This is a genomic window from Brevibacillus migulae (assembly GCF_004521915.1).
In the GTDB taxonomy this organism is placed as follows: domain Bacteria; phylum Bacillota; class Bacilli; order Brevibacillales; family Brevibacillaceae; genus Brevibacillus_F; species Brevibacillus_F migulae.
Genome location: NZ_SDKD01000005.1, coordinates 120,258 through 132,944, shown reverse-complemented (window position 1 = coordinate 132,944; position 12,687 = coordinate 120,258). Strand labels below are relative to the sequence as shown.

10 protein-coding genes are annotated in these 12,687 nt (G+C 50.3%); all 10 read right to left on the bottom strand.

Features of this window, described 5'->3' with window-relative positions; genetic code table 11:
• Window positions 1-24: 24 nt before the first annotated feature.
• The gene (locus EIZ37_RS07505; RefSeq protein ID WP_134683964.1) at window positions 25-744 is read right to left on the bottom strand and encodes a 3-ketoacyl-ACP reductase; all 720 of its coding nucleotides are present in this window, start codon (window positions 742-744) and stop codon (window positions 25-27) included.
• Complete coding sequence (locus EIZ37_RS07500; RefSeq protein WP_134683963.1) at window positions 741-1,469, bottom strand: 2-phosphosulfolactate phosphatase; 729 nt, start codon at window positions 1,467-1,469, stop codon at window positions 741-743. Before EIZ37_RS07500 ends, EIZ37_RS07505 begins: the two co-directional genes overlap by 4 nt.
• A 12-nt stretch (window positions 1,470-1,481) precedes the next feature.
• Window positions 1,482-1,946, bottom strand: coding sequence for a GNAT family N-acetyltransferase (locus EIZ37_RS07495; protein ID WP_235827911.1), 465 nt, complete (start codon window positions 1,944-1,946; stop codon window positions 1,482-1,484).
• 68 nt (window positions 1,947-2,014) lie between these two features.
• Window positions 2,015-2,218: a cold-shock protein gene (locus tag EIZ37_RS07490; RefSeq protein ID WP_134683962.1), complete on the bottom strand. Its 204-nt coding sequence runs from the start codon at window positions 2,216-2,218 to the stop codon at window positions 2,015-2,017.
• A 379-nt stretch (window positions 2,219-2,597) separates the two neighbouring features.
• A complete protein-coding gene (gene fdhD, locus EIZ37_RS07485) occupies window positions 2,598-3,389 on the bottom strand; it encodes a formate dehydrogenase accessory sulfurtransferase FdhD (RefSeq protein WP_134683961.1) in 792 nt (263 codons plus the stop codon).
• Between the two features lie 13 nt (window positions 3,390-3,402).
• Entirely contained in the window at window positions 3,403-5,754 is a 2,352-nt protein-coding gene (locus EIZ37_RS07480) for an FdhF/YdeP family oxidoreductase (protein ID WP_134683960.1), read from the bottom strand.
• A 136-nt stretch (window positions 5,755-5,890) separates the two neighbouring features.
• Window positions 5,891-6,253 (bottom strand): DUF2294 domain-containing protein, encoded by a 363-nt coding sequence (locus EIZ37_RS07475; RefSeq protein WP_134683959.1) that lies wholly within the window; start codon window positions 6,251-6,253, stop codon window positions 5,891-5,893.
• A gap of 99 nt (window positions 6,254-6,352) precedes the next feature.
• The gene (locus EIZ37_RS07470; RefSeq protein ID WP_134683958.1) at window positions 6,353-7,606 is read right to left on the bottom strand and encodes an L-lactate MFS transporter; all 1,254 of its coding nucleotides are present in this window, start codon (window positions 7,604-7,606) and stop codon (window positions 6,353-6,355) included.
• A 385-nt stretch (window positions 7,607-7,991) separates the two neighbouring features.
• Complete coding sequence (locus EIZ37_RS07465; protein WP_134683957.1) at window positions 7,992-10,829, bottom strand: VWA domain-containing protein; 2,838 nt, start codon at window positions 10,827-10,829, stop codon at window positions 7,992-7,994.
• The gene (locus EIZ37_RS07460) at window positions 10,819-12,684 is read right to left on the bottom strand and encodes a vWA domain-containing protein (RefSeq protein WP_235827910.1); all 1,866 of its coding nucleotides are present in this window, start codon (window positions 12,682-12,684) and stop codon (window positions 10,819-10,821) included. Before EIZ37_RS07460 ends, EIZ37_RS07465 begins: the two co-directional genes overlap by 11 nt.
• Between the last annotated feature and the right edge of the window lie 3 nt (window positions 12,685-12,687).

Below are 12,687 nucleotides of genomic sequence, written 5' to 3'. Positions count from 1 at the left end.
TTGTAAAATGCCTTATGTATTTGATTATTGTGGATTGGTGGTCCAGATTCCAGCTGTTTTTACAAAGACACGTTCGGGCAGCTGCAAAGTGGCCAATGCTAACTCTGCCACATCTTCCGGCTGCAGCATCCGATCCTCGTCTCCGATCTTCAGCCCCGCTTTTGCAGCCAGCTCCGTATTGACCGTGCTAGGTGTCAACGCGGTTACCCGTATGTTGTGCTTGCGTACTTCTTGCAAGACAGCTTCCGTGAAGCCAAGCACCGCAAATTTTGACGCGCAATAGGCTGAACCTGTGGCAAAGCCTCTTTCTCCCGCTGTCGATGCAATGTTAACGATATTGCCGCTCTTACGGGCGATCATGCCAGGCAATACCATATACGTCATATAGTAAGTCCCCATGAGATTCACCTGGATAATGCGTTCCCATTCCTCAGGCGGCATCTCCGTGACCGCACCAAACGTCGCAATCCCTGCATTGTTGATCAAAATGTCAATCGCGCCCAAATCCGCTTCGATCTTCTGATAAGCCGCTTCCACTTCACTGCGTTTGGAGACGTCAGCGGTTGCCACGCTTACGTTTGTTCCGTATGCCTGTGTGATCGATGCTGCCATAGCCTCCAGATCAGCTGACGTCCTTGCGACGAGTCCGAGATTGACTCCTTCTTTGGCCAAGGCGATGGCGATCGCTTTGCCAATCCCTTTGCCTGCTCCTGTGATCAGTGCTGTTTTTCCTTGAAAATTCATGATGGCATTCCTCCCTGATATGCCCCATCTTGTGATAGTATCGGGACCATTTTGCTTGTATGTATGGTAGAAGCAACCTTCACATCTTCCCCATATCCGCTTGTGATGAGTTCCTGACCGGAGCTGCAGCCCTCCAGCAGCCCTGACAAATTGCCACCTGCCGCGTTAAACGCCCCTTCTGCCAACAAGGCTTCGGGTGATTTGCTCATTTCCTGCAGCTCTGAAATGATCGCCCCTGCTGCAAGCATATCCTCGATGGCTGGCCGCAAGCTGCCGTCTGCCCAACGCTCACCACAGGCAATCATGGATACGATTCCCTTTTGTTCCCTGATATATCCAGCTACGGCTGACGCATTTCGCAAACACCCTGCAATGACTGTGGCGCCGCTGTCTTTTGCAAGCACGGTGCAGGTTGAACCGTTTGGTGAAGGCAGAACGATTCGCGAACCTTTTTCGATCGTTTGCAGCGAAGCAGGTGATAAGGAAATGGCTTCCCCACGTTTTCCCGCCAGCAGGGCGTTCACATGATCAGCATATGCGATGGCCGTATCATCTCGGTGACGATACGGAAACACGATACCGCCTCGTCCGACTACAACATCTACACAGGTTGTAAAGGACAGAACATCGATGATGACCACGATGTCTGACACAGGCGCTAATGTGCGAACACCTTCATATCCCCACTCAAACCGGACTTGGTAACCTTCCTGTTGAAAGACCATCGGACACCTCTCTTATTCACGCTCATTTTCTGCTGGAACCAGTCTTTTTTCCAGCATAATTTTGGGTTCGCCATGGTCGTCTGTCCAGGTCCCGATGATATCAAAGCCGTGGCGCAAATTTAAAATGATCATGTCTCTCCACTGGTTTTTGGTATGTGTGCGAATCGTCAGGTAATTGCGCTGCTGACACCACTCATGCTGCATCTGCATTAAGGTACTGCCGATCCCGTGCCTGCGATAAGCAGGATCAACGCCGCCCAGCCAGCTGTAAAAATGACGCGGTTTACGCTGATAGCCAATCTTGTAACCGACGATTTCTGACCCGTCCATGGCGACAAGAATGAGCATGTCATCCTTGTTCTTCAATTCGGCAAAGAAGCTGTGTGCTTTGCTTTGAAAGACCTTCTCTTGCAGCCGGATCACACCGTTGCATATCGCATCTTCCGGAATGGCTTGATAAGTTCTGAATTCGATCATGTCTTGGTCTGCTCCTTTCCAACGACAAAAAAACTGCCTTCCATGAAGGCAGTTTTCTTTAGCGGTTCTTACAGTTTTACTACGTTCTCAGCTTGTGGACCGCGGTTTCCTTGTACAACGTTGAATTGTACGCGTTGGCCTTCATCCAGAGATTTGAAACCTTCTCCTTGGATTGCGCTGAAGTGTACGAATACATCGTCTCCGCCTTCTACTTGAATGAATCCAAATCCTTTTTCTGCATTAAACCATTTTACAGTTCCTACAGTTTGCATCAACAAAGACCTCCAAAAATGTGGTAATATGCAATTTCCTATTCGTTAAAAATGAAAAATCACATATTTGTAAGGAATACCTTTTCATATCTGAAGTGATAATCCTTAGCAAACATGTGAATTATACTCTTCATCACTCATTTATTACGAACAGGTCATGTCACTTCTTTTTGATCTAAAACAATGAAAGCCCTTCCTCTCTTCCATCCTTGCGGCTCCGAAGACCGCGCCAGTGTGATTCAGCTTAAAAAGGTATGATTGGAAGAGGATTACATTCAAACAGCTAATTCACTATAACATATATAATCGATGTTGTCAAAAAGATTGCCATACTCTCATCATTCATTCATCCATTCCACACACCCAGCAAGCAACCAGGTTACTCTCCTACGACGCGGTGATGATGGGTGTACACATTCAAGCTGTTCCCCCGGATAAAGCCAACGGCCGTTATTCCCAGGTCATCAGCCAGCGCTAAGGCAAGATCGGTTGGCGCTGATTTGGACAACAAGATGCCCACACCAATCTTCGATGCCTTAAGCAGGACCTCGGAAGAGATTCTGCCGCTAAACGCGATGATCTTGTCCCCCAACGGCAGCCGATGCTGGAGGCAATACCCGAACAGTTTATCCAATGCATTGTGTCTGCCAATATCGGTTCGCGCAATGATCATCCCTTCGTTGGTGCAGAGTGCGGCGTTGTGTACGCCCCCGGTCGTTTGAAAATCTACCGAGCTTTCTTGCAATGATTTCATGAGGTTCATGCATTGTTCGACCGTTACTTGCGCGCGGCTTTGCACCGTCTTCGCCGTTCTCATGTCATTTTGCAAATAAAATTGTCTGCTTTTCCCGCAGCAAGAGCCGATAAAACGCTTGGAGTGCTGTGCCATTGCCAACGGCTTTTGCTGCGCCAGGGTGACGTAGGCAAAACCGCGTGCCTCACTAATGGAAAGTGAGGCAATTTCCTCCGCGGTACGAATAACCCCTTCTGACGCAAGGAAGCCGATGACCAGCTCCTCCAAATCCGATGGGGAGCAGACCATTGTCGCGAATTCCTCTCCATCCACGACAATGGTCAGCGGATACTCCGCTGCGATCTCATCTTCTTCGGTAAAACATGTATTCCCCACGTACTTTTGAATATTTCGTTTGTATGTGATCGGATTCGTCATGATTCATCCCTCATTAGGCCAGTTCCGTCTCCAGCTCTTCCACACGCTTCTCTACATATTTCGTATCTTTATGAGCATGATATGTTTCGGCCTTCTCCACGATCACGGCTGTATTGTATTCAGGAATACCTGCGTATTGCTCATACACACCCTTCGGCAAGACCACATTTCCTTCCGGCCAGTACACCTGGATGTTCCCAGAACGCACATTTTCCAGCTTGGCTCGCCCATGGAAGACTCCATGTCGATTATACACGACAATAGCATCACCTTCACGGATGTTGAGCATTTTTGCATCATCCGGACTCATCAACACATCATAACGATCCGCATCATTAAATGGATCCTTCTCGTGGTAAATCATCGAGTTAAACTGCTTGCCGCGTCGCGTGGTTACATAGAAATGACCTTCTGGCTTGCGCAGCTCCGGCAGCTGAATCGGCAGCAGATTTCCTTTGCCATCAGGAGTTGGGAAGACACCATCTTCACATAGCCATGCGCCGCCCCACTGGAACACATCCCCGCGCTTTTTCAGATGCTGGATGCCATCATAATTCGGTGCAGCTTGGGCAATCTCTTGTCGGATCGCATCCGCATCCTTGAAGCTGATGAGATATTTTCGTTTAGGATCGATGCGGGAAGCCAGATCAACGTAGATTTGCCATTCTGCCCGGGCTTCTTCAATCCGAGGACCTTCGATTTCCGCGGAGAAGTACACCATCCGCTCTGTCGAAGTGGACGTACCGCCGCCCGGTTGCTCATAACGGGTCATTGCTGGCAGGACGATCACGGTCTCCTTGGCATCGACAAGCGTGGAGGTATTCAGGATGATATCTTGATGGACGCGAAGCTCGACCGCTTCCAGACATTGATGGATGAAATCCGGATCCGGCATCGTTTCCAGGAAGTTGCCCCCCGATGTGTAGAAGAGCTTTAATTTGCGTTCATGGTCTTCCGGGAGAACGGCATTTTCTAAAGTCACACCTACGATGTCCCCCTGCCATCTAGGCAGAGTGAATCCCCATACCTTTTCAATCCGAGCAATGTCTTTTTCATTCCATTCCCCACCAGGAAGGCTGAATGGATCGGCACCCATTTCACCCGAGCCTTGTACACCAGAGTGACCGCGAATCGGCATGAGACCGCAGTGCTCACGACCCAAGAATCCGCGCAGCAGAGCCAGATTGGCCACTTGCGAAATGTTGTCCGTACCAAAACGGTGTTGGGTCAAGCCCATGCTCCATACGAAAACAGCTGATTTTGCGTTGGCAAGCAGCAGCGCCAGCTCTTTCATGCGATCCTTGGTAATTCCGGATGACTTCTCGAGAATCTCCCAGTCCAGGCTTTCCACATGCTCACGCAGTGCCTCGATGCCGTTTGTATGTGCTTGAACGAATTCATGGTTGATCGCGCTGCCCGGTTGAGCTTTCTCCATCTCAAACCAGTGTTTCATCACACCGTTCATAAAGGCGATATCGCCGCCGATGTTCACCTGATAAAAATCGTCTGTCAGCTTGGTACCGAAGAGCGCCGACTCACCGATGGACGGAATCCAATATTGGTCCATCGACGGCTCATGATACGGGTTGATACAGATGATTTTGGTTCCTTTCCGTTTTGCAGCATACATATACTTGGTCGATACAGGCTGGTTGTTGGCCGCGATACTGCCCCAGAACACCAGTACGTCGGTCCCGATCCAATCCTTGTAATTACATGACGAGGCACCAATCCCAACCGAGCGCTTCAAAGCCGTTTTGGACGGAGAATGGCAAATCCTCGAGGCATTGTCGATATTGTTTGTACCCAGGAAGCGGGCCACTTTTGCTGCCACATAATACGATTCATTGGTGATGCCGCGAGCCGTCAAGTAAAAAGCGGTCTGTTTCGGAGACACTTGCTTGAACTTCGCCGCCGCCTGATCCAGCGCTTCATCCCAGCTGATGCGTGTAAAAGTTCTTTCGCCTTTTCTGCGGATCAATGGATACGGAATCCGGCCCAACTTGCGCAGCTGCGTGCTGTCCAACTTGCGCAATTCGTCAATATCGGCATGCAGGACTTCCGGCTTGATCGCGGGCATGGTATTCAGACGCAGCACACTCAGCCTAGTCGTGCACAGATGCGGTCCGGCAAGCGTTTGATCATAGAGACCAGATACACCGAGCGCGCAGCCGTCACAGACACCCTGAGTCAAAATCCGATAGGCATATGGCAAATTATCGCGGTTGTCCCACGCTACTTTCAAAGTATCCATGATATGATGCGGCTTGGTTTTCCCAAGTCCGAATGGAAGTGGACTTACCCACAGGGAAGGATCGGGGGTCTTGGGCAGACGAATCGGTCCAGTATGTTTTGTTTTTCCCATGAAAACTCACCATTTCCTTTTTTGTATGGTTGTATTTAACAAAAAACCACCGGAGCCCCTTTTTGAATCAAAAAGAGATTGCATCCGGTGGTTAGTCTACAGCAGGTACGCTACTTAGTGCCAACTCACACTTATTTTAACGTTCGGAAAACTTTTTTTCAATGTCCTGATCGAAAATAAAGATCGAGATGCCAAAGTCCTTTTCAATATCAATATCGACAAAGAGATCCAAAAACTTTGCGCCTAGAAACTCTTCCATCTCCACAGGATGATTTTTGCGATACATTTCTTTGACCATTTCCGTCCTTGCCGCCCGCAGCATTTGCTTCCCATCATCAGCGCCGGCAATAAACTTCTCGACAGGGGATAAATTGCCTTCCATTTCACAAATCACCCAGCATTTGCAGAAGGTCGTCCGAATTAGACTGGGACCTTTCCCCATATGGCGTTTGCGAAATGCTTTTACAAGATTACCAAATTCAGCTTCATATTTATTCATAAGAAAGTCATCCTTTATCGGTAGATCATCTTGTAAATTCTATCATCATTTCCCTCGTCACTTCAATGGTAAGTTCCATGTATACAAGATTCAAACTGTTCAGCTTGCTGCTTTCATCTCTGCCTGTGACCTTAATTTCTTAATATCGAGGCGAATGACCAGGGAAATAATCAAAGCCACAATAAACATGCCGCCAAATACAGAAAGCGTACCAAAATAGCTTCCGGTCGTCTCGCGTACCCAGGCTGCGAAGATCGGACCCACCAGTCCTGCAGCAGACCAGGCTGTCAGGATGTAACCGTGAATCGCCCCCAGCTGTTTCGTGCCAAACAAGTCGCCGATGTAAGCCGGAATCGAAGCGAAGCCACCGCCATAGCAAGTCATGGTCAAATAGACGACAAGCTGGAAAATAATCGCGGAAGTAATGCTAGGCATCATGAAGAAGGTAATGATCTGGATGATAAAAAAGGCAGTGTACGTATTCGGACGACCAATGTAGTCGGAGATCGACGCCCAGGCAATACGGCCCGCACCGTTGAAAAGACCGATCAGCCCTACCATCGTAGCCGCCTGGACTGCAGTCATGCCAACGATTTCTTGCGCCATTGGCGACGCGACAGAGATCACCGCGATACCGCAAGTCACGTTAATAAAAAGCATGAGCCAGAGCCAGTAGAATCGGCGGGTTTTCACCGCTTCATTCGCAGTCAATTGAGACAAATCCGCTCTTTTCTTCACGACAGCAGCTCCGCCTTGTTTCATGCCTGCCGGTACCCAGCCCTCTTTTGGCGGTTCCAGGTACTGTGCGGACGCCAGCATGATCACGAAATAAGCTGCACCCAATATGTAAAATGTATTTGCTATGCCCACGTTGACAATCAATGCTTGCATGATCGGGCTGCTGATCAACGAAGCAAAACCGAAACCCATGATCGCTAGGCCAGTCGCCAAACCGCGACGGTCTGGGAACCATTTAACCAAGGTCGATACCGGCGTGATATAACCTACCCCGAGGCCAATCCCTCCCAAGACACCATAGAAAAAGTAAAGAAGCCACAGACTCTCCAGCTGTATCGCCAATCCGGATCCTGCAATCCCAATGCCAAAGAATAATGTAGATAAAATGCCAGCTTTGCGTGGGCCATGCTTCTCCACAAAATGTCCGAGAAAGGCAGCAGACAGACCCAGAAATAGAATCGCGATACTAAACGTGAATTGGGCCTCTTTTAAACTCCAGCCCAGCTGTGCGGTGATCGGCTTTGTGAAGACACTCCAGGCATAGACAGATCCGATGGAAATGTGAATGCCCACTGCCGAAGCGGCGATCAGCCAACGGTTTTTGTGGTTGCTCAATGTGTTCTCCTCCCAGTTGATAGAATAAGGACGCTACTCCCTTTGGCGCAACGCCTGTCACCTTTTGTGGAAAGTGTTGACGATCACACAAAAAAACCACTGCTCATTTTCCAGTCACCAAAAAACATGACGAGAAAGCATGCAGTGGTTGGTATACAACAGGATCGCTGCTTTTTACCAACAACCCACAACGTTACGAAAGCTTAGGCTAAACAGGTGACAGGGCGATCCTATTCCTTATCTAGCAAAAGTTTCTTTATGTCACGAATTGTTCACATCTATTCTTATACTAGCAAGAAGGCGCTTTCATGACAACAAAAAAATGTGACATTTGTCACATTTTTTATGAATGCATCGATTGCCAGCCATTTTCCCCTAGTGAAACCTAGCTCTTTCGTTTCTTCGCATCCAGCAGCCGGTTGAATATTTGTGCTTGCCCATTGCCAGATTCAGCATTGGTTGTTTTCGGCTGAGCAACCTCTGCGCTTGGTTGTCTCGATCGATTCGCGGCTTGTCGCTCCGGTGTTTTTGGCTCAATCGTCTGGACCGATCTCTCTTTATGCAGATGCTCCCAGCGTTTTTCTTTTTTGCTTGTCAGATCGCCAAAAAAGCTGGCAGCTGGTGAAGACGCCTTCTCGTCTATTCGTTTATCCGCGTGAATTTCCTGTTTTAACCGCTTCCCCCATTGCTTTGGCCATGGAAGACGCCTTGCTGCGACATCGAACGGCAACAGCAGTGCAGCCAGTAACAGCAGCAAATCAGCGATCGGCTGACTTTCCCACTTTTGCGGGAGATCATTGGCGAATACGAGTGCTGGTTCAGTTATTAGCTGTCCATCTCCAGCTAGGATCATTTCCTGCAAGCGAGCATCACCATTACGACGCAGCCCGTATTCTGGCGAGTAGGAGATGGTTAATCCAGCAGTTTGGCTGGCGGTGATCTTTTCTCCAATTTTCTCATTTACCTGAAGCAGATACGTGCCTGGTTCGGCGGCGGCAAACTCACCACGCAGGGTTCCCGGAGCAATCGGCTTTAGGGTGATGGCTTCTCGATGGATCTGCTCATTGACCACCACCGCCTCCATCGTTTGCGGGGTAGCTGCAGCAGATGGCAACGTAACTGTTACGATCCCTTTGTTCCCCTCTACTTGAATCTGTGTTTTCCATTGACCTTGGGAAATTTGCGGAAATGTCCAGCTTACGACTTCATTCCAGAAGCGGCTAAAGCCACCCCAGACCACCCAATGAGCCGACCATTTCCCTTCCAGATCCGATGTCCAGGCAACGGATCGTCCGAGCCCATATTGCCATCGGGATAGGAGCGGGTCTTGATCAGCGGTAAGCAACACCTTTTCCGCCGTTTGTTTCGCCGTCGTCGTCACATAGGCATGAATGGGCGGGAGACCCTGCGAGAGCGACTGCCAATCGGCCGCGCCCGTTTGCATCGGGACCTGCGGCTTCTCGACGATAAAAGCGCGACTCGCCAACGCGGTTTCTTTTGAAAAGATTTGCGGGATCGTCCCCGGATCTGTCGCTTGATAAAATCGCCCTTTTCCTGCCTGGGCAATCTCCTCGAGCAAACCGATATCCGCGTCATCCCCGACTGCGACCGTGGACACAGTGATGTTCTCTCCCGTCATCATCTGCAGCAGTCCTTGATAATCATCATCGCGTCCCGATTGACCATCCGTGAGCAGGATGACATGCTTCCGTTGCGTTTGCATGCTTTTGATCTGATCATAAGCGACTTGAAGCGCCGGGAAAATATCCGTCCCGCCATTTGGAAAAATCGATCCGATTTGCTGATGGATGTGCGGCAGATTCGCCACCGACTGCGGCGGTACGACGACCCACGGTTCTCCATCGAAGGCAACTACCCCCACATGATCCTTGTCACCCAGCATTTCAGTCGCGCGAATGGCAGCTTCCTTGGCCAATTCCATTTTGTTTCCGCCGCTGGGATCAGCACTCATGCTGCCGGATTTATCGATGACCAACACAAGGCCGAGGGAAGGAAGCTTTTCTTTTCCTCGCAAATCCATATGCACCGGGAGTGCTTCTTCGATCGGCGTTTTAAACCAGCCACCCATGCCAAAGCCGCTGGATCCGCCTGTCATGACAAGGCCAACGCCAAAGTCAGCTACCGCCGAGCGAATGCGTTCCATATCATGTACACCCATTTGCGTCGCATCCACATCGGCCAAAATAATCGAAGCATACTGCCGATAGTCTTCCATCTGTTTTGGCAAACGCGCGGGTTCCATCACATCCACTTGAGTCGTACCGGCACGCAGGGCATTCACCAGATTTTTCGCTGCATGTGCGTGACCCTCCACGATCAAGACGCGCGGTGTTCCCTGCACATGCGTAAAAGCATAAGCCTGATTGTTTACCTTGATGGTATCCTCGACTGTGCTGATCTCCACCCGATAACGGTGAAATCCTTCTCTGACGCCGGATTGCGGGAACAAAAACTGGTTGCTCCCTTGTTCAACCGTGATTTGCTTGCTCCCCAGCTCACGGTTTCCTTCATACAAACGGATGGTGGCCTTGGTCGAAACCGTACTTTCCACTGCGACCTTCAGCTGAAATTCTTCGCCTGCATACAAGCGATCCGGCACTTCCATGGCGGACAAGACGACCTCCTCTCCAGAAGGCTGCTGTAAGGATACCGCCTGAAAAGCGATACCGCGTTCACGAGCCAGCTTGATCTCCTGGGTCGCATCACCATGGGTAGCCAATCCATCCGTAAGCAGCACGATTTTCCCTCTGGACATACTCGGGATCAAGCCTGATGCCAGACGTATGCCATCCGCCAAGTTGGTCGCATGCGGTCCCACCTCGACACCCAATGCCGTCATGTCAGGGCTAGTGGTGATCGGCTGTTCAACGGCGGCTGTTTGCCCAAAGGATACAATACCATACTGATCGATCGCTCTTTTCTGCTTGATCGATTCCTGTAGAAAGGAAATCGCACGCTGATCCTGATTCATCGAGGCGGACCTATCTACGACGAAAATCACGGTTTCTGCTTGTACGGGAAAGAGCAAATGAGTACCGGCCATTGCCAGAATCAGCAAAAGAAAGAGAAGCATTCGCAGACTGCCGATGAGCCATCGCTGCGAAGGAATCATCCGCCGCTGCTTGCGCCACCATCGCACGATTATCCAAATGGCTGGCGCGAGCAACAGCAAGGCATATGGCTGCATAAAATTAATAACCACGTTGATACACCCTCCATTCCGTAAACAAGATGACGAGGGCGATCAAGATCAGCCACCCCGTAAACGTCTGGTAGCTGTTGATACCGCGAACACTATTCTCTGATGCTGATTTTGTCGGGGCCTCTTCTCCAATCTCTACCTGTAATCTGGATGGCGTGATATCCTTTTCTTCCTCCTGCATGCTCACTTGAAATAGTCGCTGCGTGATTTTCCCATCCATCCGTTCTTCCAAGCGGTAAAGTCCTACCTGTTCAGGCACTTGAAACAGAAAGCTTGTACCGCTTTCCTGCAGCTCGACCTTGTTTCCATCCGGCAGAACGATTGATCGATCCTTTGCCCCTGGAGTCAGTGGGATCGTCATAACGCTGCCTGGCTGCCCCGCTTCGAAGGGAGCGGATTGAACGGGTGTCAACCAGGTTAAGACATTTTGCATCAAGATCGGAAATGCCGTGCGCAACGGCAAATCGGATTGGTGCAGGTCAAAGCCGAGAATCACGCTTCGTCTCCCTTCGATGTTCCCCGCAAGAATGAGCGGAACCTCACCAGATTGCAGCAAACTCTTCATATCCTTCATGGGAGCGACGCGAGCTGTTTCATTTACATGCAGCTGCCGGAAATCTGCATAGCGCATCACCGGATGTGTCTGATCCATCGTTTTCAACGTCCTGATTTCTTTCGTCTTTCCTTGAAAGGGCAACCAGCTGGCCGCTTTGTTCGGACCGATGAGCAGCACGTTCCCTGGTGGCAGCTGTTCGGGTACGACTCCGTCAAAGATCCATAGATCTGGCGTATTTGTGATATTTGAAGGTAATTGGGTCATTATTTCCACTTGAATGCGCCTCAGTTTTAACGCCTCGTGAAGAAAGCGATTCCCTCCCGGCGATACGAGAATGACTCGCGCCGTTCCACTTGCAGTCGGTATGCTCCATTGACGATTGTCAGCCATGAGACCATCCGCAGCCAGATCAAGAACCACCTCATAGGCAGGACTCGCAGGCAGGTTGGCAACCGTGAGCGACTGGCTTTCATTGGCTCCCGCCTCAAATGGCTTTGCGGCTAGCAGCTGATGGTTGACGTCATAAATCATGAGCGTTCCTTGCCGTTTTTGGGCGCCATGATTGTCCACCCGCACCAGTCCGATCCAGCCTGATTGTCCCGGCTGTGTGACAAATGCTCCGATCGAGACATTTTCCTTGCTTGATCCCGTCTGAATAAAACGAAACGTATCCGGGGTAAAGCCAGCCAGTGCGTGATCTTCAAGCTTTCCTGCAGCCCCATCGCCAAACCACATGACGCCACTGCCAGGTACCGAGGCGGCGATGGCTCTGGCAAGTGAAAGAGCCGCCAGCGTATCTGTCGTTCCATAGCGCAAAGACAGCGAATTCAATTGCTCCAGAAGAGCATCCTGATCACCGCTATGCGAAAGGAGGACACGCGGTACGTTGCCGGCCTCTATCAGGGTCATCGTCTGTCCATTTCCCAGCTTTTCAATGAGTGAGGCTGCCTGCTTTTTCGCCAGTTGGAAACGGGTCACATTTCCTTCTTTTGCGCCCATGCTGCCGGAGGTATCGATAACGACGACCGTATGCTCCGCGATCATGCCTTCGCCAGAGATGGCGGGCTTGATCAACGCAAGCAGCAAGAGCAGCGCGATCAACAACTGCAGCAGCAAGAGCAGATGGTTGCGCAACCGTTGAAACGGGCGGCTGACCTCCCGAATCTGTAGGACTTGCTGCCATAACAGAACGCTCGAAATGGTCCGCTCCTCATATTTTCGTTTCAATAGGTAAAGGACCAGAATGGCAGGAATGATCAAGGAAACCCATACATATTGCAGCGCCAGCCATTGCATCATATC

Excerpts from the sequence above, each read along its gene's own strand:
- EIZ37_RS07490 (WP_134683962.1), bottom strand. The coding sequence starts at position 2,218 with ATGCAAACTGTAGGAACTGTAAAATGGTTTAATGCAGAAAAAGGATTT.
- EIZ37_RS07500 (WP_134683963.1), bottom strand. The coding sequence starts at position 1,469 with ATGGTCTTTCAACAGGAAGGTTACCAAGTCCGGTTTGAGTGGGGATAT.
- fdhD (WP_134683961.1), bottom strand. The coding sequence starts at position 3,389 with ATGACGAATCCGATCACATACAAACGAAATATTCAAAAGTACGTGGGG.
- EIZ37_RS07475 (WP_134683959.1), bottom strand. The coding sequence starts at position 6,253 with ATGAATAAATATGAAGCTGAATTTGGTAATCTTGTAAAAGCATTTCGC.
- EIZ37_RS07505 (WP_134683964.1), bottom strand. The coding sequence starts at position 744 with ATGAATTTTCAAGGAAAAACAGCACTGATCACAGGAGCAGGCAAAGGG.
- EIZ37_RS07495 (WP_235827911.1), bottom strand. The coding sequence starts at position 1,946 with ATGATCGAATTCAGAACTTATCAAGCCATTCCGGAAGATGCGATATGC.
- EIZ37_RS07460 (WP_235827910.1), bottom strand. The coding sequence starts at position 12,684 with ATGATGCAATGGCTGGCGCTGCAATATGTATGGGTTTCCTTGATCATT.
- EIZ37_RS07480 (WP_134683960.1), bottom strand. The coding sequence starts at position 5,754 with ATGGGAAAAACAAAACATACTGGACCGATTCGTCTGCCCAAGACCCCC.